Genomic DNA, 21,805 nt, shown 5'->3' with positions numbered 1-21,805 from the left:
AAATACGGGAGAGGAGGGGCTGCTGTTGATTGAGGTCAAGGATGTAAGCAAGCGATTTAAGGAAATCGCAGCGGTCCAGCATGTATCGTTTCGGGTCGAGGCAGGCGAGGTTTACGGACTTCTCGGCGAAAACGGTGCGGGTAAGACAACGACGATGCGCATGATGGCGACGGTATTAAGTCCGACCGAGGGAGATATCGAGATTAGCGGGTTTTCCGTTCGGCAGCAACCGCTTGAAGTACGCCGCAGAATCGGCATTTTGTTCGGGGGAGATGTGGGTCTTTACAGCCGTTTGACAGCGCGGGAAAATATCGCGTATTTCGGTCGTCTATACGGTTTGGAGCAAACGAGGCTTGAGGAGCGGATTGGCAGTCTGAGCCGCATGCTTGAAATGGACGCTTTTTTAGACAGGCGAGTGGGTGCCTTTTCCCGGGGAATGAAGCAAAAGGTAGCGATTGCCCGGACGCTCGTACACGATCCCGATGTCATTTTATTGGATGAACCGACGACAGGACTGGATGTAACGGCTGCCACAATCTTTCGAAGAATGGTCGGAAAGCTACAAGAAGAGGGGAAGACGATTCTGTTTTCCAGTCACAACATGGGCGAGATTAGTAAGCTGTGCAAAAGAGTTGCGCTCATGCACAAGGGCAAGCTGCGGTTCGCCGGGGGTTTGGATACGTTGCGCGAGCAGTTTGGGACAGAGGATCTGGACGACATTTTCATGGCTGTCGTGGAAGGGAGCGAGGGCTGATGGGCTTGCATGTCGTTTGGACCGTATTCAAAAAAGAGCTGATGGACTTGTTTCGCGATCGCAAGGCGTGGATGGGGACACTCCTGGTGCCACTGCTCGTCATTCCGTTCGTCTTCTTTTTGCTGGGGACGTCGTATAGCAATGTGGAAAAAGAAGCGAGGGAGTACATCCCGTTAGCCGTTCAAGGATCATCTTCGTTGATTACGGTTTTGCAAAAAAATCCTGCCGTTCAAATCCTGGAGCCGTCCGATCCGAAGCAAGCACTGCAAGCAGGTCAGCTGCGCGCTATTTTGACAATTCCTGCTGGCTTCGATGAAGAGATTGCGGCGGGAAAAACAGCGCAGTTATCAGTTGCCTATGATTCGACCAATCAAAAATCTGACTATGCCCGTACGCTGATCGAGCAGACAGTAGAGGCTTACAGCAAAGACGTTGTAGCGAAAAGGTTGAACCAAGCGGGCTTGTCCGAGCAAACGATTCAGCCGATTGTCTCCACCTTTCAAAATGCAGCCTCTGAGGAAAGGAAGTCGGGAGGGATGCTGGCTGGCATCATTCCGTTGATGTTGGTAGTCTCACTCGCATCCGCAGGAATGGCCGCAGCGAATGATCTCGTCGCTGGTGAGAAAGAGCGGGGAACGCTCGAATCGCTGTTGACGGCGCCGATTGCAGCCCAGCACATCCTCACGGCAAAGCTGTTGGCTGTCATGACGATGAGTACCATGGGGGCAGTAGCATCGCTAATTTCTGTCACACTGGCCATGCGTCTGGGACCAATGGCGACGGAAGGAGAGCATTTTACACTCGCGTTCTTCTCGCCTGTCACTTTGTTGGTGCTGATCGTGACTATTTTGTTGTTGGCGGCGCTTTTTGCAGGGTTGGAGCTTGTTTTGAGTACGATTGCCAAGTCTTTTAAAGAGGGACAGACGTACATGAGTGCTGTCCTGTTTTTGGCGATGGTCCCCTCGTACATGCTGATGCCAGTCAGTCCGGTCGACATCCCTGCACATTATTACGTGATGCCTGTGTTCAACGGCGTCGCACTGTCCAAGGAAGTGTTTTATGGTAAGGTCGACCCGATTCATGCGCTTCTAGGAATTGGCTCCTTGCTTGTCTATGTGGTTTTCACTATTTTTCTCGCGTCGCGCATATTCCGCAGAGAAGGAGCGGGGTTAAAGCACTGAACACAGAAATGAACCTGCCCTGTTGCTTCTTTTGTCGCTGTCATTTCGAGAAAGCTGGTGAAATGTTGTGAATCCGCTGTATGTCGGTGTGCTATATATTTTCGGATCGGCTGCTGGCTTTGGCGTCATGTCTATTTTTGCTGTGTACGCCTACGAAGCGGGTGTGTCTGTTTCGACGCTTTTGTTTTTGCGGTTTTTATTGGCGACTGCCCTGTTTTTTGGTTTGTTGCTCTGGCGCAAGGAGTCACTTCGCTTGGACAAAAAACAGGTGCTCGCGATGTTTTGTCTCGGCGGGATTTTGTACACGCTGCAATCCCTTAGCTTTTTCTCGGCGGTGCAGTACATCCCGACCTCAATGGCGGCCTTGCTGCTGTATACTTTTCCGGTGTTTGTTGCCATATTGAGCTACTTCGTCGAGAAAGAGCGGCTGACGAAAAAGACTGTCATCGCCATGCTGATTACACTTGTCGGACTTGGACTGGTGCTCGGCTTGTCATTTGGCGGGATTCAGCCGATTGGCGTATCGTTGGCTCTTGCTGCGGCGCTGTTTTATTCCGTTTATATTGTGGTGGGGAATCGGGTGGTAAAAGGTGTTTCGTCCTATGTAACATCTGCGTACATCGCCCTGTTTGCTACCATTTCTACCTTTTTCATTGCGCTAAAAGACGGTGGGGTCGATCTGACTTTTGCGGTGCAAGGGTGGTGGGCGCTTTTGGGGATCGTCGTTTTTTCCACGGTAGTCGCCATCAGTTTTTTCTTCCGCGGCTTGCAACTGATCGGGTCAACCAAAGCGTCCGTGCTAAGCACGCTGGAGCCTGTTGTCACGTTTGGGTTTTCGGCGTTGTTGTTTGGCGAATCGTTTAGCTTGCTTCAATTGTTGGGGGGATGTGCAGTGCTTGTCGGTGCTGCGCTGATTGTTTCGGGGAAAGGCGGGGAGCCAGAGCTGGCACCCAGGCAGGCTTCTTCATAAAGCTATACCAAAAAGACGCTCTTGCTGTGAGGCTTCACGTGCAGGAGCGTCTATTCATTTTATGTGACCCGATCAGGATTCGTGCAGCTGTGAGCGGATTAACCAGCCCGCACCGTACACACCCGCATCATTGCCGAGTTTGGCCGGAACGACCTCTGTGGACTCGACGACATAGCTGAATGGAACGAAGCGTTTGAATGATTCGCGGATTCGGGAAAAGAGGAAGTCACCTGCTGCGGCCACGCCTCCACCGATCATAAACTTCGCGGGATTGAGCACATTCGCCAAATGAGAGAGAGCGAGACCGAGGTAGAGCGCCACTTGATCGATAATCGCGAGAGCTGCTGTGTCTCCTGCTACGGCTGCCTCGAGGACATCCTTCGCGGCAATGTTTCCTTTGGCGGCTAGTACAGCGGCAAGCGCCGGGCTTGATCCATTGGTAGCGGCAAATCGCCCTTCACGAATGATGGCAGTCGCCGACGTATATGTTTCGAGACAACCTGTTTTGCCGCAATTACAAGGGGCACCGCTATCTGGAGTCATCGTAATGTGACCGATTTCGCCTCCCACACCGTTAATGCCATGGATGACCTTTCCATTCAAAATGACGCCTCCACCTACACCTGTACCGAGTGTAATGAGAACGAGATCTTGCGCACCCTGGCCAGCACCTTGCCACATTTCCCCTAGGGCTGCGACATTGGCATCGTTGTCAACTGCGACTGGCAGACCTGTAAGGGCTTCCAATTTTTCCTTTAATAAAACGGGTTGGCGCCAGTGAAGATTCACCGCTTGGAAGACGATTCCCTTCTCGCCATCAACGGGTCCGGGTACGCCTACACCGATTCCGTAGACCTGTGAAAGAGAATAGTCATGCTGCGCAAGAAGATCATGAGACATGTCTACGATTTTTTGCAAAATGCCATCCTCGCCGTCCGCAACTGGCGTCGGTTCTTGCATTTTTGTAACCAGCTCGCCGTTTGGCGTAATCAAAGCCATCTTGATTGCAGTGCCACCCACATCTACTCCCACGATGATCTTCTTCACAAGTCGTCTCCCCTATCCCTTGTTTTCCATCTTTTTCTATCTTATCACGCTATATGGAGCATAGCGATTCCCAAAAATGGCTATACAGGATATGATGGAAGAGAGTACCCCCGTGAGCGAGGGAAGGAAGAAGGGATCTGCCTTGAAACGAGCCAGATTAATCTACAATCCAAGCTCCGGCCGGGAGATCGTGCGTCGGCGATTGCCGGAAATCCTCGATTTAATGGAGTCGGCCGGATATGAAACTTCATGCCATGCGACCAGAGGGGAAGATGATGCGACAGAAGAAGCTGCTCGTGCAGTAGCTCGCGGTTTTGACGTCATCTTGGCCGCTGGTGGAGATGGAACCATATATGAAGTAGTCAATGGGATGGCAGAGCATAAAGCACGTCCATCTCTTGGGATAATCCCCTGCGGAACGAGCAATGATTTTGCCCGGGCGGTCGGTATTCCGAAATCGATCACACGAGCAACAGAGATTATCACCAAGGGCAAGAAAAAACGTATTGACCTGGGACGCATCAATAACCGCTATTTTATGAATATCGCAGGTGGCGGCTCTCTGACGAATTTGACCTATGAGGTCCCAAGCAAGCTGAAAACGCTAATCGGACAAATGGCGTATTACGTCAAAGGTTTGGAGAAGCTGCCATCGCTGCACCCGATCCGTGTTCGTCTGGAGAGCCGCAGAGAGGTGCTGCTAGATGAAGAGATCATGGTGTTCCTCATCGCCAATAGCCGATCCGTAGGTGGCTTCGACAGGCTCGCCCCAGATGCGGACTTGTCAGACGGCAAGCTGGATGTCATCGTCGTGAAAAAGATGAATATTGCGGAGTTTATCCGCCTAGCGACACAGGCAGTTCGCGGCGAGCACTTAAAGGACCCGAACATCCTGTATTTCCAGGCAGATTATATCAAAGCCACTTCGCCGGGCGGAGAGAAGGTTCAGCTCAATCTGGACGGTGAGCTGGGCGGACAGCTGCCTTGCGTGGTGGAAGCTTTGCCGGGGCATATCGAGTTGTTCGTCCCGTAAGAAGATAGTAAAATGAATAGCAATAGCCGTGGGGATGCCGCTTTTCGCTGTGCATCCCTGCATGTTTCCTGGAGCGAAAACGAAAACCTATAGAGCAAGATAAAAGGAGCAATAGATAGTGGCGAAGACAACAAAGAAGCGGCGCGGTCCGCACCCGACAGCCAAAGTGGAGCTGGACGTCCCTGTACGTGTCGGACAAACCGTGGAAGTGGAGATAACCGGACTGAACCACGAAGGAGCAGGAGTCGGCAGGATTGAAGGATATACGCTGTTCGTGGATGGCGCACTTGCAGGAGAGCGGGTTCATGCGCGTGTCGATCATGTGAAGAAAAACTTCGGCTTTGCCAAGATGACAGAAGTAGTAGAAGCAAGTACCCATCGCTTCCAGCCGCCCTGTCCGCTGTACGACCGTTGTGGTGGCTGTTCGTTGCAGCATCTTGCATACGAGGAGCAGCTGCGACACAAGCAGCAAATCGTGCGGGACAACCTGCGCCGCATTGGCGGTTTCCAAGTCGAAGGGGAAGGGGCTATTACCGTTCATCCGACACTCGGCATGAGTGATCCGTGGCGCTATCGTAACAAGGCACAAGTACCAATCGGCGAGGAAAACGGGGCGTTGGTCGGCGGTTTTTACGCGGAGAAATCCCACTCGATCATCGACATGAACGAATGCCTCATCCAGCATCAGGTGAATGATGAAGCAGTGGCAGTCGTGAAGCAGGCGGCGACTAAGCTGAATATCACGGCCTATGACGAGGTGCGCCATTCAGGCTTGCTGCGTCATGTGGTTGTAAAGGTTGGCGTCAAGACGGGGGAAGTCATGGTCGTGCTCGTGACGACAGAGGAGCAGATTCCACAGCGCGATAAGCTGGTGGAAGCAATTCGTACACAGATAGCTGGCGTGACGAGTATCGTGCAGAACATCAACCCGGACAAGACCAACGTTATTTTTGGCAAAAAGACGGTGACGCTCTGGGGCAGCGATGTGATTTACGATTATATTGGGTCGATCAAGTTTGCCATTTCGGCGCGGTCGTTTTATCAGGTGAATCCTGCACAGACCGAGGTGCTGTACAACAAGACACTGGAGTACGCGGGTGCGACTGGTACGGAGACAGTTATTGATGCGTATTGCGGTATCGGGACGATTTCGCTGTTTTTGGCGCAGAAGTCCAAGCATGTGTACGGTGTGGAGATTGTGCCAGAAGCGATTGCGGATGCGAATCGGAATGCGCAGTTGAATGGCGTGGAGAATGCGACGTTTGAGGCAGGGCCTGCGGAGGTTGTGATTCCGGCTTGGAACGAGAAGGGCATACGGGCGGATGTGATTGTGGTTGACCCACCGCGCAAAGGCTGTGATGAGGCGTTGTTGACGACGATTTTGGAGATGCAGCCGGAGCGGGTGGTTTATGTTTCTTGTAATCCTTCTACGTTGGCGAGGGATTTGAAGGTGCTTTCTGACAGTTACACAGTGAAGGAAGTGCAGCCGGTGGATATGTTTCCGCATACGGGGCATGTGGAGTGCTGTTCACTGTTGGTGAGGAAGGACAAATAGTAGAGATGTATTGGCGTAGCAGAGGGATTCAAGATTCCTCTGCTTTTTCATTTGTTTTATACTTGTAATGGGTGTTAAAATTTGTAATACATATTAATAACCAACGTTGTACATACAAAACTTTTAGTAAGTACTTTTTACGAATAACACGGAGGGATAGAATTGCATCCAATAAATTGCGAAGGGAAATGTTTCACAAAAACTGAACTAATCCATGCCAATAAAGCAGCAATTCGTGAAAAACGAAACCGTCAATTGAATGAAGAGTTTCTAGAAGAGTTACCTGATGAAGGGTTATTTCCAATTGCTCTTGCTTTCGATGAACATAACAGAGGGGAAATAAGGGTTCAAATTATATTTGATGAGGAAGGAACTAGAGGCTTTTTGGATTTATCAAAGAATCGATATAACTTACTACCAGTTGCTATTATTGAAGCAGATGGAACCGTAAACCTAAAATACTCTGGTAAGAGTCCGTATCCAATGGATAGGGAACATGAAGAGAAAGTAGTTAAAAAGGTGGTTAGAGACCCAAAATTCAGAAAGATAGTTTTAACAGCTTATGATAACCAGTGTGCTATGTGCTACATTAATGATACTTCACTTTTGGTAGCGGCTCATATCTTTCCTGCTCGCTTTTGTGGTGACGATAGTGTGAATAATGGTATTTGCTTATGTTCAAATCATGATAAAGCATATGAACAGGGGAGTATCCTTGTTAAACCTAATGGTAAGATTGTTATTCATCGGGGGAATATCGAGGTTAACAACGAATTTATTCGTTTTCCCATGAACAAAAATGAACATCCTTCACAGGAGAGGATGAGACAGAGATTGAAACTATCTATGGAAAAACAAGGGATTGATGAACTAGACTGACATATGTGAATATTATTCACAGACTCGTATTTCTGAAAATTTTTCATACGCATTTTACGAACATAAATTATTGAGGTAAGGTCAAAATTTTTTGACTAGGTACTGGGTGGGGTCTACATAAGCAGAAGCCTAGAAGACCACTAAAAATAAACAAAAGGGCGAGCACGATTTAGCCGCTCTTCATCCTTCATTTTTATAGTCATGTTCATTAGGAGTCATGATAAGACCATCAAGCATAAAGCTATCTATATCCCCTTCAATATATGTCAGGAACATAGTGAGCATGTCTGCTGTTTGTGACTTTACCGTCGCCGTTATCTTTTGCCTGTCCTTCCTTCCTATTCCTCTCCATTCACGTTTCACTAGTGATACTTTTCAGTAAGCATCTCAAGCCTGTCATTTCATGTGTATCAGGTATGAAGTGGTATCCTTGCATCTTTTTGAAGTCTTCCCATCCATACTCCGTTATTGGCTTTAGTTTGGGCTTGAAGCGGAACTCAATTCTAGTCAGCGGAATAGAATCAATTCCTTTCACTTCTTTCAGTTGCTTCTGCTTGTCGTACTGACATACTGTGCATTGCGAATTGATCGCCCCATAATAAAGCGTTGAGTCATATCGACTAATCTTCAAGTTAGTCGGCGGCGGCAAGAGAAAACAGTCATCATAAGGGGTAAGGAAGTCGAAAGCAATATCAAGTCTGCTTACCTTCCATCTCTCAGGTTCAATCATGTTGAATATTTTCAATGTTTCAAATGATGGGTTAGCAGGATTGAAGGAAAGCATAGCGTTGAAATGGCAGTAAACGTATTGCTTCTTGGGCAGAAGCCACACCGCAAAGAAGTTAGGTTTACGCTGATAATAACTATAATGGAAGTAAGGGTTTTTCCTTCTGGCAAGAGGAAAGATTACAGAGGTAGATTACAAGGAAGCGATAGACAGCAATGCTGAACTTACTAGCTTGCAAGAACAGCTACTAGGTTTGAAATCCCTTCAAGAGAATGATGATCCTACAGGAAGCTTAGTTCGATTGAAGAAAGAACTTAGGAAGTTCATGAAGCTAACTGAACTAACTCCTGAAATGGTTCATAGGTTTGTTGACAAGATTATTGTTGAAGCGGATGGCACGGTGAACATTTATTACAAGTTCGCCCCCAACGCTCTTAATTCGGCTTAATATACAGTGACCAGTAGTCAAGTCATGTGGAGTCGGTTGCGTTGTTAGTTAGGAAAAACTAATAGTTAGGATAAATTGGTGGGTAATACTAATGGAGCGGGGTACTGTCCCTCTTCTTTTCTTTGAATAAGTACACAAAATAAGGGCTGCTGGGATAGCAGCTCTTTCTGTATCCCTATTTAGAAGCCAACAAAGAAGTACCCTATCGCTTGAATCAAAGTACGGAGGGCAACTACAACCCAATTGTAAAATTATGAGTGTATTAATCTATCACCGAATACCAAATAATTTCTTATTATTACCGCAATGAATTTCAACCCTTGTTTATACACGATAGCAATAATGAAGGAATTTAAGTCCTTTTGTAGAAGACTGTAGAAATAAGCGTTTTCCAATTCATGGGGGGCTTGCATTGAAGCTATCATACTATCTCTTTAATGAGAATGTAAGAAATTTTAATCAATTGATTTTACCTAATAAAGTTAATGAGAAAAATAACTACTTTGAATTACAACCAAAAGAAGCAGAAAGGGATTTCGAGTTCAAAGTTTTTATTCAAAGAAATAGATCGAAAGAGCCCAAATGGATAACCTTTCTTGAAAGGGATTTACAAATTCCAAATAGGGATGAAATTAAAAATACAGTTAACTCATTTGTCATTTTAGTTAAAGTATTGAAAGATGACATGCCATACTTTTTCGCTATAACTGGTGGATTTGGGTTTACAGCGATAAATAAAAATAATCTAGAAAACAACTTTGGGTTAAAGGTAGCGTTAAATTCCATTGATACTAAGGAACTTAAGGCTTTTGATGTAAGGAATATTGACTTAAAAACGAGACAAAAGAGAGTACTCTTTAATAAGGGCAGTGAGATTGGCGAGTTTGATTTGGATTTTGAGCAAGATCTTATAAATCTTGTTTCGGGAAAATCAAGAGATCAGGAATTTGGCACTTCTGTAAGGGGTTCTACTTCTTCTCTAAGTTTGAATAGCGATATAACTTTTTCGAAATTAGGTGAGAAATGTCTGCAAATATTGGAGTTATATTTAAGCGAAGATTACAAGGAAAATTTCGGATTTATTGATAATATAAAAATAATTAGAGACCCTGAGATAGTTACTGTATTAAATGAGAATTTATTTACTGCTATTCGTAACCGTCAGAGTGATAACCTTTCTTTGGCTTATCCTGATATGATCGAATATGAAAGGTGTTCCACTTACCAAATTAAACGGGGGCATAAAAGAAAAGATACTACTGAGGTCACGTTAGAAGATTTATACGCATTCCTTAATGCTCAAAATATTGGATTCGATTCGCCCAATGATATTGAGAAAATAAAAATAATTGGATTTGATGATGCGAACAGTCCTGTTACTACCGCAGTATCGCTAAATCATTTTGTGATTTACCAAACTGAGCATGACCAGAATACCTACATTTTCTCGCTTAACAATTGGTATAAAATTGATAATGATTATATTGCAAGAATTGATAATGAAATAATGGAAGTACCGTTAGTTGAAAATGATGATTTCCTCAGTGAAATTCAACCTAATGAGCCCGAAGGGAGTTACAACGAAAGACAGGACTCGGAATATTTTCTATGTTTGGATAAGCGGAATTTTCAGGTGACAAATACGAGAAGCAAAATCGAAGTTTGTGACCTATTGTCGAAAGATAAGCATTTTGTTTGCGTTAAAAAAGGAACAAGATCAGCGACTTTAAGTCATCTTTTTGCACAAGGTTCTGTATCAATGGTTTTATTAAAAGACTCATCTGATTATCGGCAGTATGTGGTACGACAAGCTGCACAAAAATTTCCTGAAGAAAACTATAGCATTGAAAACTTCCCCTACAATGAATGCACCCTAGTTTATGCAATTTCCTCTCCAAAGCAGACCGATATTAGAACGACTTTGCCGTTCTTTAGTAAAGTAAATCTCTTGCATCATGTTAGTCTTATTAGAAGATTAGGAATAAAAGTAGCTTTATACAAAATACTAGTACACGGAGAAATAGGCGATACTGATGAAGGAGAAGAGTAATAACACATGTGGAGAGTGTGGCTTTGCTTAATCGGAAGTAAATGGTGAAAACCCTTGGGATTCAAGGGTTTTTTGTTTTGGTAAAACTATTGAGTTAAGCAATTGATCACATTTTGACTACAATCCTTAATTTTGTAGTTCTTCTTGTACTAACGTTTCTAAAAAACTCATTCCAATAAATTGGAATGAGCATTGATGAATTTCTTTCTATGAATTTAATTCTTACTTAAATAATCTTTTCATATAAGAACTTAATAATTGGACGCACCATTTTTTCAGCTAGTAACACTGGCACTGCATTGCCGACTTGTTTGTATTGTTCATTAAGTTTATGGTTATTCGTAACGTTTTCATTATTACCATTTGAAAACTCGAACCAGTCAGGAAAAGTTTGAATTCGGGCAACTTCACGAACTGATAAACGACGATTAAAATCACCTTGAAATTCCCAAGAGTCTTTTCCAACTTTCTTCATAGGTTCACCGTAGGGGTGCATTGGAGCTTGTCTACCGCTCGCTTGAATAGTAAAACTTTGCTCGTTCCAGCTCTTTTTACGATTACGACTCATATACATACTTGAAAACGAGCCTTCGTAAACGTCTTTAGCATCTAGAGGTAAATCACAAATTGTATCTTTCAAAGTGACATATGGTAGCTTCCCTTTTCCATGAGTCGGTTCGGGAACTTCATATTCAAAACCATATTTCTCACGAATATCATTGCGGATTCCAACAATAAATACTCGTTCACGGAGTTGAGGAACGCCGTAATCGCGAGAATTTACTAAATGAGCAGTGACATAATAACCCGCAGCTTTAAAGTCCTCTATCATTTGACTAAGAACTTGTCCTCTTGCCATTGTCAAAAGACCTTTTACATTTTCAGCAACAAAAAACTCGGGTGTACTTTGCACTAAGGCACGAATATAGTGGACGTATAGAAAGTTCCGTGGATCATCGAGTAATCGAGGACCGGAACTACTAAAACCGGGACATGGAAATCCGCCGAGCATGAGGTTACACCTCGGAAATTCTGCTACTTTACGAATATCCTTTGCGACTTTAGTAACAGTCGGAGCAAAATTATTAATATAAGTTAAGTTTGCTGATGTAAATATATCATTTGAATAAACAAAATTGCATTTTACATTACTACGCAATCTCAGATAGTCTTCTTTATTTTCAAAAGCTCTGTATGCTTTTTCTTCACCAAATTGAACGACCATACTAGAAAGTTCTACTCCCAAATCTAGGCCACCCGCTCCCGAAAATAACGAAACGATATTCGTTTCTCCTTCGGCATAATGAAGTTTTTTTAGCATTTCTTTTTCTTCTAATCTGTCTTGTTCAGTGATATTAGTTTGAACAAGTTCGTTTTCTTCGCGAATTTTATCGAACAAAACGTTTTGTACTTCTTCGGGCGTGAAAGTAAGCGAAGACACGAAAGGTCTTTTTTCTCTTTCAGCAACTACCATAAGAAACCACTCCTTTTCAATATATTGCATCTTATCATAATAGCTTGGGTTTGGCCAGTCTTTGTTCTTATGAGAAAATAAAGGAAAAAACAGAAGGAGCATTGGAATGGCACAATCACCTACTACAAATGTTTTAGTGGCTTTAAAGAACATTCTTGACAGGAATTCAAGTATTCTCACACCTATTTTTCGGTCAAACGGTTCAGCAAATGCTGCAGGAGATAGCCTTGAATTTTTCATAAAAGATATGTTTTGTACAGGTGCAAGTCAATACCAGTACGAACAAGAGAAAATGAAGAAGTACAATGAATATCTAAGTTGGACAGGTAATTCGTCTAACTTCCCTGATTTTATTATTAAGGGTGGAGTTGGTGTAGAGCCGAAAAAACTAAATAATCAGAGCTATTCTACTCTAGCGTTAAACAGTTCGTATCCAAAAGATTACATTTATCCAGATAGTCAGAACTTACCTAGAGAGATTAACGAGGAAGAGTGGGAGAGAAAAGAGGTCATTTACGTTGCTGGTAATTTAAACACTCAAAATAACAAACTTCTTTCTCTTTGGTTTGCTTACGGGAATACAATGGTAGCCGACCGATCTATCTATTTAAACCTGATTAATGAGATTAGGGACGCTGTAGCAAGCACAAATGCCACATTGATTGCTTCTATGGAATTGGCTCGTGCCAAGGGAATTGACCCATTAAAAATATCAAACCTGCGAGTTCGAGGAATGTATGAATTAGAACATCCACATAGAGTGTTTAGTGAATATATTACTAGAGATGATGATATTCCTACGGATGCATCAAAAATATTTGTAGTTATGCTAAATGACGATTACATAGCACTAGAAGAAAAACCTGATTTTTCAGTGCACTTTGCTAGTAGAAAACTGAAAAAAACAGAGATATATATCCCAAACCCAAATAACCCGAGTGAAAAACTTGAAGCAGTTTTATTCGAAGGTTGGACGGATTAATAAATATAAGTAGATACTGAGTCTTGTTACTACGAGCATGTTATGCATGTAAAGAGAAAGAAAAACTTGAACAAAACATTTTAGCCTTAATAAATTTAATTGCAGTTTTTCAAAAGTGGATTTCCGGAGAATGTAAAAGTCTGGGTTTTAAATCAACTTTTTGGAATGTACGGTCACTATTTCTTGTTAAATTAACGGGTGCTTCGAAGAAGGAGTGCTAAAAATAATCAAACTTTTTTTGTAAAAACTATAACTAAATCATAAGAAAAGAATCCATGTTAATCAAACTTTTTTCAAAATGGACTCTTTCTATTATCGAAAATACGAGTTTGCTCCATATTTTTGTTCAAACTATATTACAATGCTACACCCTGTCCCATCTTTATCTTCTCTGTTTTTGTATAAGGTTTTATTTTTGATGGGAAATGGAAGAATGTAGGAAGAGAGAGGGAATTGAGTTATACATACTAGGGTTTGATATTATGTGAACGCTCGCCAAATTGTTGACCACTTTACTCAACATAAAGTTACCCACCTGGAAGACTAAACACACATCATCATTTTCACACCTAATTGCAAATGTTTTTACTGAGCCGAGGATCGTCAAGGACTTACGTAGGGGTTTACCCTTTATCCTTGACGATCATTGGTGAAGGAAATAAAATGCTACTTTGTGTGAAATGAAGCATCGTAGGTGGTCAACTCGAAGATGAGCGTTTGCCCCAAAAATGGTCAACTTTTTGATTAGCGTTTACAATATTAAGTAGTGGTGTTTTAGAAGTAAGGTTTGTAATAAAAAGAGCAGCTTAGTTTTGCCGCCCCGAATTAGAGCAAATGCCATTCCATATTCCAGGTGTACTCCCTGTCACTTCGGGGCATGTGGAGAGTGTGGCATTGTTAGAGAATAAGAACAAGTAGTGGATACGTATTGGCGTAGCAGAGGGACTTCCTCTGCTTTTTTGTTTGTTAAACGTCTCCAACTTACAGAAAAAAGCCGAGAGCTTAGCCCCAGCTTTTTGGCAGTCATGCATTAGTCGTCCGATTCATCCTGAAGACGCACTATAAAATGCGCCCTTTTTCTTACTCTTCCTCCTCAATGGGTTGATCCCAAAACTCAATTCCGTCATGCTCAATAAGTTGTTCCAGCAACTCTGTGAACGTCAGGTCTATGTCGATAGTATCGTCTGGTAGTATCGATCCAACCCATGTGAGGTAACCTTTGCCACTATGTATTCTGTCTTGATCCACACATATACAGCTATTTGAGATATCACTCCAAACGATAGGATAGTAAGGATGGTCGATGCTGTAGCCTTTCCAGTACCCAATGACGAGTTCGGTACTTAGCACATCATAACCCCCAGAGTTATGCTTGGCGCTCTTGAATAGTGTTGCACTTTCGTAGTGGCTTAAAAAACTGACGTAATCCTCTGGTAACTCAAACGACTTTAATTTCTCCTTTGTGTCTGTGATAGACTCGTTCGAGAAGTAGAATGTAAATTGATATTTTTCGTTTTTGATATGAACGTTCCCGTCTACACTTGTCTTACTTCCCCTGATCTTACTAATGAGGGCTTCAAAAGGATTACTCACAGGATCACATCCTTCAATGGGAATAGGGACTGTCAATTGAATGACAGCCCAATTTTACGTTAATTTCTGCGATAACTTCTCCACCAGTCAGTGACATCATCATGATACAGGATGTTAGAGTTGCTGTTTGGATATCTGAGAAGAGGAATCAACTTACTCATATCATTCGATCCATAGTATTCTAGCGGGATCATATGATGGATTGAAACTTCATCCCAAGCCAAAGTGTTGAGCGAGACCATAGTTTTTTTCGTAGTTATCTATAAAATTATTTCTAAAGTTATTATCGCTCACCCAGTTGTTCGCAAGCTTGCGAGGATATATACGTTGCTTTTCCTCTAAACTACAATTAGTTTTAAAAAGGTTGGGAGATTTTTGTGAAGTCAAAAGAGCAGATCAAGCAGTGGATCAAAGAGAAGAATATGAAGTCGGTAGATGCCGTGAAATCAGCGTTAAAGGAATTGTTTGCAGAAACGATCCAAGAAATGCTCGAAGGAGAGATCGAGTCCACTCTTGGGTATGCCTAGCATGTCGCCAAAAATAAGCGGAGATGGATTGGCGGACTGAAAAAGTGGGGCGGAGAACCTCTCTTTTCTGTACTAATATGCTACCTATTACAAATGAAACGCTATCCGTTGAAAGTAGAGAGTGGGTCATGGCTGCTACCAAGTAACTGAATAGGTGTATCTATTCGGTATGTTTTGTATGTATCTGGTTTATCACCAGACATGTTCCCCTAACCAAAAATAAGATTCACCAACGATTTAATAATCCAAATGCTTATAACAATAGCAAAGTATTCAAGAATAATAAACTTCCAAGTGGCATTATGCTTACTTAATCCATACCTAAACAAACTGAAAAAGAATATGCCTCCAGCAATTTCAAGCAGCTCTATGAAACTAAAGACAGATTCGCTCATATACCTTTACCACCCCCCATAACCTAAATTATACCAAAAACGAAAAGGATGCCTAGAAGACATCCCTTCATATTCTTCAAATCTAACTAATCCACTACCCAATGATCTACTTTAACTGTTCCATCCTTCTCAACCTCAAAACGGGCACGATACTTCCAGCTATAATCTTTCCCAGTTTCGCTAATGTAAATGAGGGAAATCTCTGTACCACTTTTCGGGACTGACGCTGAAATAATATCACCCCAAAGAGGTACTTTTTCTTGTTGCATCCATGCTAATGCTCCCAGTGCATAGTCTCCATACTGAAACGGTTTTTCAAAGCGGTCTTTTAGCTTCAATAATCTTGCCATATATGGCATTTTTCCTCCGATTCTGAAACTGACATAAGTCCCTGCTCCTTCTGCTGCTTTTTGTGCAAACTTTCCACTGTACTGGTTCCACCAGGTTTGTGTGAAGTTTTGGGTGTAATAGTGGAGATCAGGTCTTTTCAAAAGAACTAATTTTCCTTTGTGGATGGTGTACTCTATGGGCATTGTGTCGTCAATGTAAATCATGTTTGTCCTTTTTTTAATAACTTCATCACAACCGCAGTCTTCCCTGGTTGGTACAACCATGTTATTAGCTGAATCTTCTAGAATGTCAGGGCTATTCTTCCACGTAGTGTCTACTATGGTTTCTACGTTTTTGGCGTTTGCGTCAATGGGATACTTTGCGGCGGATTGGGCCTGAGAATCTTTTGCAAAAGAGACAGAAGGGACAAATAGTATGACTGTGCATAGGAGAGAAAGTATAAACTTTTTCATCGACTTACCTCCAATGGGATTTTTTTACTTACGTTGTCATATTATCAAGAAGTGTTTAATTCAGTACATCGGTCGACTATCTTAATTATTCATTGTAATATTTATAAAACTTGTAAAAAAAGGTCGGAATTAGCATCCCGGCCTTTTTAGCTGATGTATTTATGTGAATCTACTTTGTGAGGAGGGTATATCTTATCTTCCTGCCAATCTTTTCTTTCTTTACGTCACTTAAATAAGGCAACGTATTTTTGAACATAACATGTGCATTACTAAACGTAATACCTCTTTTCTGAAGTTCATTACATAGAACATTCTGCCAAATCATGCCCTCCTCAGTTTTGCTCAATATTTCTCTAATAAGTTGGGCGATCTCTGAATAATCGTAGTGAGAGTGAGTTTTCCTACTCTTGAACGAAAAATATTTTTTTGCAGACGAGGTACAGTCTAATTCCTTAATTCGGTTTAACACTTTTTTCGTTTCTAACATCAAGGCTTTTTCTTGTTCTTGCAATAATAATCTTTCAAGTAAAATTTTGTTCAATTTCTCGTTTAGTTTATTTCGCTCTCTCAAGTTGGTATCCAATTTCTTTTTCATAGGATTCCCTTACCTTAAAAGATTGTCTTTACCCTACCACAGTATTCCTTGAATAAAGATGATTGGGTCTTTTCTTTCACTTAACTCGATGGTACTCTTGCGGATAAGGGGCGTAGGCTTCTTATTTATGGGACGTTCCATTGACTGGAAGCAGAGGAGCGTCCTTCTTTTTGTAGGAAAACTACGCTGCTGAGTACCAAGATTGCTCAATTCGATATTATCGCTCTTTTCGGTTGATATTCTTTCTACGTTGCCACTCTACGATATAGTTATCTAGCTCCTGACTCACCTCCACCACAGTTTTGTCAGTTAACCTGCCATTTTTCTTTATAACCTGACTGAGTTTCTGGCGAAGACCAACGATGATCTGGAGTAGGTCTTCATTACTGACTTTATGCCATTCATTCATTGCTACTTGGCCCCCATAGCCTCACCCCTCATTTGCAATATAACATTGATATCATAAGAGTTATGGAAAAATTTACCTTGATACATTTGACGTATTTCGCTATTTTTCGCCAAAATAAATCATATTTTGTCGATCAATTTTTGTTGATTCATATTTGGTGCCTTGTTACAATCCTGTTCGATTGGTTTGTAAGAAAAAGGAAGTTTTTGTATTGGGGGGAATATAGTGCAAAAGAAAACGATCGGGGATATGCTGGCTGAATACCGGAGAAATAGCGGCCTGTCTTTTGCTCAGTTGGAGGATAGAACTGGTTTAAGCAGGGGTGTCCTACAGAAAATAGAGAGTGGAGAAACAAAACGCCCTGAATTTAAAACAGTGAAGTCGTTAGCCACTTTATTTCCGTTTCCGTATGAAGAAATTATTGAAGGATACCTTGAGGATGAGACTAGGAGTGAAACGTTATTTGAAATTCTTCAGGATATCATTCAATGTGACTATACTTCATTAGTCGAAAGAGTATCTTTGAAATTTCTTCAATCTCCTAATGAGAAGACTGAGAAGGCATTAGAGCGACTTTATTGCTTCGGAGACTCGAATGCTATAGTTGAAGCAAATAACGAAATTTGTTTAGCTCTCTATAAGGCCATCGCAAATTATGCACGACAATGTGGTGAGCCGATATACATTGCAAAAGCTTTATTTAAGAAATATCTGATTGAACGAGATGATTTTACTAAATTACCTCAAACATATCAGTCTGGGGAGCAAATCTTGCATTATGCGGAGTTTTTATCTCCTGATGAACGGATACTTTTGCATTATAAACTGGGAGTCCATGCCTATAATCTCGGATTATTTGATGATTGCATCAAACTTTGTCAACATGTTTTAAAAGAAGATGGGACTGAAAGCAGAATCAAAGCTGATTCAACATTGGCAATATGCAACTCGCATTATTATTTGGGGGATTATGGGCTGTCAGAAAAATACCTTGAATTGTTTAGTCATTATTCATACCCACACGTAACTGAAACCGTAAAAGTAATGGAAGGGGCTATTAATGGGAAGAAGGGCAATCTTAATTTAGCTATCACGAAGCTACAAGCTTGTCTTTCAGAGGCTACGGACAATAATATCATTCACATTGTTAATGAATTATTTGAGTTATACCTAAAAAGCAATGATTTTCATTCCATAGAAAATCTTCTAAAGTATGAAGGTCAGATGAACAATGTAAATATACGAACTCCATTCAAGAAAACAGAATTAGCCTATTATTTTAGGTTAAAAGGAGATTATAAAATGCGTCTCGGTCTAATTAGAGATGCAGTAGATAGCTATTTAAAAGCTACCTTCGAGTACGCTAAAGTTAGCGCTCATGAAAAAGGATACGAATGTGTAAATCAAATTTTAAATTATTACACAAAAAACAAGAAAGAGATGGATTATTTCGTAATAAAAGATATCCAAAAAGTGTATAATGAGCTTATAATATCCAGATAACTAGGAGGGGAAAGTGATGAACAAGCTTCTCTTGCGTATATTAATGACGGTGTTCTTAGTTGCTATGCCTCAGACTATTCAAGCAACTGAGGTACAAGCCATTCCAAACCATTCTATGATAGTTTCCTACGGCACTGACCCAGGGTGGTAAAAGTTGGAAGCCCTACTCTTGTGTTGACAGATGTACTTTGACAACTATTGGTAAAGTGCTTTTTATTCATTTGATCTACACAAATATCTACAATATTTGCTGAAATGAAAAGGATGCCACCGCAGGTAATTTTGGAAAATATGGAGGGTGCCCAGATGAAAAAGGCAATGACTTTGCTAGTATTATCGTTGTCCATGGCTGTGTGTGTCAATTGGCTACCTACAGACGTGACTAACACTAATACGGCACATATATTTAAAGTAAAGCAGAACGTTGCTGACCCCGGGCATTAATTAGGTGCCATATTCCTATAGAAAAGTGAACTCCTTTTGTACCTTGATTAAAATAATCAGGGTGCTTTTTATTTTGACTTGTCTGAGTCCTATCTTCATTCTAAGTACGAAGTGGTGCCTCTGTTGCGTAAATTACTTAGCGAATACTGCCACATCGGAAGCTTGTCTATTTTACGCAAACCACACATGTGGAGTGTACAGTGTTACTTAAATTAAAAGGGGCTTCCGATTAAGCCCCTTGCAATAGTTCGCTCATTTCCTGAGGGTGAGCAATATTGTAATGAATCTTGATAGAGCCATCTTGATGGACTTCTATCTTTTCAATTACTTGATGGAGCAATTGTTTTAGAACTTGTTCATCATCAATGTCAAGCTGTGCAAACAACGAATTTTTTAGACCCCACCCAGTGCCGAATGATTTGCATTTTAATGTTGCGGCAGAGTTTACCCTCGTTTGCTCCGTACCAAATTATTTAAGAATTTGTTGTACGCAAAAGGTCCTTTCTTAAAGTTACGCGCAGGATAGTTCAAAAGTTTTCGAGAATACCCTATATATGGGATTATTTACGAAGTTCGTGAATAAGACGTTATGCGCCATTACCGATAAATAGTAAAGATAATAGTTAAGGAGATAATTTATGAAAGGTAAGATACTCTTATTACTTTTTATTACGATAATGTTGTCATCTTGTCAAAATATTAGTCAATCGACTACTTTGAACAGCGAAACTAAATCAATAATGAATTCGGAATTGCCTCCTGATGTAGTGAGTACAGGTAATGGAACAGAATCGAAAGAAATAACTGAAGGTCGATCAGATCCTTCTAACAATGAAGTGTTATCCATGAACATTGGGAACTATGATTTGACTGGAGAATTTTATGATGAAATGCTTCGAAATCCTATCGATCATGATTATGAAGTGGAATTTAATGAACTTCAAAATTCCAAAGAGATAATTACAACATTGGGATGGGGGGCTTTGGAAAGCAAATATACAGAGATTTGGGATAAAGAGTTGAATCAAATATATAAAAAGCTTCTTTCTAAGTTGGATAGAGAACCAAGAGAAGCACTAATTGAATCGCAGAAAGAATGGTTACAGTATCACGTAAGGGAAACAAAATTTGTAGAGAAGACATTTATTGATAATCGTTACCTTGGATCACAAGGATCGGTAAGCCTAGGCAGGGTTATACGGGAGAGAATTAGGGAAAGAACAATGCAATTATTTGAATATCGATATTTGCTAGATCGTGAAGTTGAGTTTTTATACCAAAGTAAAAAATAGAGTTGGAATCTTGATCAAAGGTTTTTAGGTGATGTTTCGAAGACAGTAAGGGTCTGTCAAGATTTTTGTGTAAACTCAATCAACCGTTTTATGACAAGGTTTCATCCCCCTAATTAGCTTGTTTTTCATGTCATGCTTGGCATATCCAAGTGAGGACTCCATCTCAGCTTCGAGCATTTCTTGGATCGTTTCAGCATACAAATCCTTCAAGGCTGACTGAACATTGTCCACAGACTTCATATCCTTCTCCTTGATCCACTGCTTGATCTGCTCTTTTGACATCATAAAAATCTCCCAACCTTTCTAAGACTAATTGTAGTTTAGAGGTTGAGTTATCAGACAGACTTTTTTCATTGTCAACCACGAGGGGATAATACCAAACCTTAAGGGTTTTAGCCTCTTTTATTAATGTACTATCTGTTCGATTTTCAAGAACAAGAAATGAAACAAACCCTTCTCCAAGTCTCTCAAGAAATTACATCACTCTGCTTTACTTATTAGTTTTGTTTTTTCAAAAAAATTTGATATTCCATTTATTTCCTTATATTATAGTTATATATAGTCGTGCACGACACTTGTCTAAATTAATTGCGACGGAGGTTTTTTTGTGAAGAAAGTTATTAAAGGGACAATTGCAATAGCTCTCTTACTTAGCAGTCTATCTATTGGGGCTGGTGTTATGGCTTCAACTGATTCTGTTGAAACAAACCAAGTGATGTTGAGTAAAGTTGAATCCAGCAAAGCTGGAGCTTTCGAACCTTACGGAAAAAGACCTGGAATTAAAAGTGGAACGTTGCCTACTGATGAAAAGAATGTTAGTTATGCATTCAGCGTTCCTAATGGTTACGCTTATGGGAAAGTGTGGATAAAAAATAGTGGAAAAGCTAAACTCACGTTTACAGTAAAAAATACGCACTTTGACGAAATAGTGATGTCAGGATCAGTAAAAAAAGGGGAATCTAAATCATTTTATGTTGACCCTAATGAGGGATGGGGTGCTGATAATCATTTAATTGAATTTTCATCAGATGAAAATTTTGATGGTTCCTTTTCTGTAATGTGTTTTGACAACGACAAGTTTGAGTAATAACTAAGCCGTACCCTCTTGAAATACCGGTACGGCTTTACTTATCAGTTCCAATTT

22 protein-coding genes and 1 pseudogene are annotated in these 21,805 nt (G+C 41.3%); 13 read left to right on the top strand and 10 right to left on the bottom strand.

Annotated elements, in window-relative coordinates; genetic code table 11:
- The first annotated feature begins 25 nt into the window (after positions 1–25).
- The 3 genes from HPY31_RS17745 to HPY31_RS17735 all read left to right on the top strand — a co-directional run bounded on the left by HPY31_RS17745 (position 26) and on the right by HPY31_RS17735 (position 2,905).
- The gene (locus tag HPY31_RS17745) at positions 26–754 is read left to right on the top strand and encodes an ABC transporter ATP-binding protein (RefSeq protein WP_172141793.1); all 729 of its coding nucleotides are present in this window, start codon (positions 26–28) and stop codon (positions 752–754) included.
- Entirely contained in the window at positions 754–1,935 is a 1,182-nt protein-coding gene (locus HPY31_RS17740; protein WP_172141792.1) for an ABC transporter permease, read from the top strand. Before HPY31_RS17745 ends, HPY31_RS17740 begins: the two co-directional genes overlap by 1 nt.
- A gap of 67 nt (positions 1,936–2,002) precedes the next feature.
- On the top strand, positions 2,003–2,905 hold the full coding sequence (locus HPY31_RS17735) for a DMT family transporter (protein WP_172141791.1): 903 nt from the start codon (positions 2,003–2,005) through the stop codon (positions 2,903–2,905).
- 72 nt (positions 2,906–2,977) lie between these two features.
- Here HPY31_RS17735 and HPY31_RS17730 read toward each other — a convergent pair whose 3' ends face one another.
- A complete protein-coding gene (locus HPY31_RS17730; protein WP_172141790.1) occupies positions 2,978–3,952 on the bottom strand; it encodes an ROK family glucokinase in 975 nt (324 codons plus the stop codon).
- A gap of 142 nt (positions 3,953–4,094) precedes the next feature.
- On the opposite strand from HPY31_RS17730, the gene HPY31_RS17725 reads away from it, so the two are divergent.
- The 3 genes from HPY31_RS17725 to HPY31_RS17715 all read left to right on the top strand — a co-directional run bounded on the left by HPY31_RS17725 (position 4,095) and on the right by HPY31_RS17715 (position 7,419).
- Positions 4,095–4,985, top strand: coding sequence for a diacylglycerol kinase (locus HPY31_RS17725; RefSeq protein ID WP_012684448.1), 891 nt, complete (start codon positions 4,095–4,097; stop codon positions 4,983–4,985).
- A gap of 118 nt (positions 4,986–5,103) precedes the next feature.
- A complete protein-coding gene (gene rlmD / locus HPY31_RS17720; protein ID WP_172141789.1) occupies positions 5,104–6,540 on the top strand; it encodes a 23S rRNA (uracil(1939)-C(5))-methyltransferase RlmD in 1,437 nt (478 codons plus the stop codon).
- Positions 6,541–6,702: 162 nt separating this feature from the next.
- Positions 6,703–7,419, top strand: a complete 717-nt coding sequence (locus tag HPY31_RS17715) for an HNH endonuclease (RefSeq protein WP_172141788.1) — start codon at positions 6,703–6,705, stop codon at positions 7,417–7,419.
- 180 nt (positions 7,420–7,599) lie between these two features.
- Here HPY31_RS17715 and HPY31_RS28640 read toward each other — a convergent pair whose 3' ends face one another.
- Both HPY31_RS28640 and HPY31_RS17710 read right to left on the bottom strand, forming a co-directional pair.
- Positions 7,600–7,782 carry a hypothetical protein gene (locus HPY31_RS28640; protein ID WP_216675699.1) on the bottom strand — a complete coding sequence of 61 codons (183 nt, stop codon included), beginning with the start codon at positions 7,780–7,782 and terminating at the stop codon, positions 7,600–7,602.
- Positions 7,772–8,149: a hypothetical protein gene (locus HPY31_RS17710; protein WP_216675698.1), complete on the bottom strand. Its 378-nt coding sequence runs from the start codon at positions 8,147–8,149 to the stop codon at positions 7,772–7,774. The genes HPY31_RS28640 and HPY31_RS17710 overlap by 11 nt, the downstream gene beginning before the upstream one ends.
- A 229-nt stretch (positions 8,150–8,378) precedes the next feature.
- Here HPY31_RS17710 and HPY31_RS17705 point away from each other — a divergent pair, with 229 nt between their 5' ends.
- Positions 8,379–8,594, top strand: a complete 216-nt coding sequence (locus tag HPY31_RS17705) for a DUF4368 domain-containing protein (protein ID WP_172141786.1) — start codon at positions 8,379–8,381, stop codon at positions 8,592–8,594.
- A 412-nt stretch (positions 8,595–9,006) separates the two neighbouring features.
- Positions 9,007–10,644, top strand: coding sequence for a DUF6119 family protein (locus tag HPY31_RS17700; protein ID WP_172141785.1), 1,638 nt, complete (start codon positions 9,007–9,009; stop codon positions 10,642–10,644).
- Positions 10,645–10,870: 226 nt separating this feature from the next.
- On the opposite strand, the gene HPY31_RS17695 is transcribed toward HPY31_RS17700, so the two are convergent.
- Positions 10,871–12,118: a DNA cytosine methyltransferase gene (locus HPY31_RS17695; protein WP_172141784.1), complete on the bottom strand. Its 1,248-nt coding sequence runs from the start codon at positions 12,116–12,118 to the stop codon at positions 10,871–10,873.
- Positions 12,119–12,224: 106 nt separating this feature from the next.
- Here HPY31_RS17695 and HPY31_RS17690 point away from each other — a divergent pair, with 106 nt between their 5' ends.
- Positions 12,225–13,100 (top strand): NgoPII family restriction endonuclease, encoded by an 876-nt coding sequence (locus HPY31_RS17690; RefSeq protein ID WP_172141783.1) that lies wholly within the window; start codon positions 12,225–12,227, stop codon positions 13,098–13,100.
- A 1,080-nt stretch (positions 13,101–14,180) separates the two neighbouring features.
- On the opposite strand, the gene HPY31_RS17685 is transcribed toward HPY31_RS17690, so the two are convergent.
- Positions 14,181–14,693, bottom strand: a complete 513-nt coding sequence (locus HPY31_RS17685) for an SMI1/KNR4 family protein (RefSeq protein ID WP_172141782.1) — start codon at positions 14,691–14,693, stop codon at positions 14,181–14,183.
- Between the two features lie 377 nt (positions 14,694–15,070).
- On the opposite strand from HPY31_RS17685, the gene HPY31_RS17680 reads away from it, so the two are divergent.
- Entirely contained in the window at positions 15,071–15,220 is a 150-nt protein-coding gene (locus HPY31_RS17680) for a hypothetical protein (protein WP_216675696.1), read from the top strand.
- A 481-nt stretch (positions 15,221–15,701) separates the two neighbouring features.
- On the opposite strand, the gene HPY31_RS17675 is transcribed toward HPY31_RS17680, so the two are convergent.
- From HPY31_RS17675 to HPY31_RS17665, 3 genes are all read right to left on the bottom strand, one after another.
- Entirely contained in the window at positions 15,702–16,418 is a 717-nt protein-coding gene (locus tag HPY31_RS17675; protein ID WP_172141781.1) for a hypothetical protein, read from the bottom strand.
- A gap of 169 nt (positions 16,419–16,587) precedes the next feature.
- Positions 16,588–17,013, bottom strand: coding sequence for a hypothetical protein (locus HPY31_RS17670; protein ID WP_172141780.1), 426 nt, complete (start codon positions 17,011–17,013; stop codon positions 16,588–16,590).
- A 217-nt stretch (positions 17,014–17,230) separates the two neighbouring features.
- Complete coding sequence (locus HPY31_RS17665) at positions 17,231–17,422, bottom strand: aspartyl-phosphate phosphatase Spo0E family protein (protein WP_172141779.1); 192 nt, start codon at positions 17,420–17,422, stop codon at positions 17,231–17,233.
- A gap of 225 nt (positions 17,423–17,647) precedes the next feature.
- Here HPY31_RS17665 and HPY31_RS17660 point away from each other — a divergent pair, with 225 nt between their 5' ends.
- A complete protein-coding gene (locus tag HPY31_RS17660) occupies positions 17,648–18,925 on the top strand; it encodes a helix-turn-helix domain-containing protein (RefSeq protein ID WP_172141778.1) in 1,278 nt (425 codons plus the stop codon).
- A 673-nt stretch (positions 18,926–19,598) separates the two neighbouring features.
- On the opposite strand, the gene HPY31_RS17655 is transcribed toward HPY31_RS17660, so the two are convergent.
- Positions 19,599–19,754, bottom strand: coding sequence for a hypothetical protein (locus tag HPY31_RS17655; protein WP_172141777.1), 156 nt, complete (start codon positions 19,752–19,754; stop codon positions 19,599–19,601).
- Positions 19,755–20,007: 253 nt separating this feature from the next.
- Between HPY31_RS17655 and HPY31_RS17650 the strand changes: the two genes are divergently transcribed.
- The gene (locus HPY31_RS17650; protein ID WP_172141776.1) at positions 20,008–20,661 is read left to right on the top strand and encodes a lysozyme inhibitor LprI family protein; all 654 of its coding nucleotides are present in this window, start codon (positions 20,008–20,010) and stop codon (positions 20,659–20,661) included.
- A gap of 117 nt (positions 20,662–20,778) precedes the next feature.
- On the opposite strand, the pseudogene HPY31_RS17645 reads toward HPY31_RS17650, so the two are convergent.
- A pseudogene (locus HPY31_RS17645) lies at positions 20,779–20,952 on the bottom strand (IS256 family transposase); the annotation flags it as partial.
- A 316-nt stretch (positions 20,953–21,268) separates the two neighbouring features.
- Between HPY31_RS17645 and HPY31_RS17640 the strand changes: the two are divergent.
- Entirely contained in the window at positions 21,269–21,748 is a 480-nt protein-coding gene (locus HPY31_RS17640) for a hypothetical protein (protein WP_041749236.1), read from the top strand.
- Positions 21,749–21,805: the final 57 nt, after the last annotated feature.

It is taken from the genome of Brevibacillus sp. HB1.3 (assembly GCF_013186635.1).
GTDB classification, from domain to species: Bacteria; Bacillota; Bacilli; order Brevibacillales; family Brevibacillaceae; genus Brevibacillus; species Brevibacillus brevis_D.
This window is presented reverse-complemented; position numbering and strand designations above follow the sequence as displayed.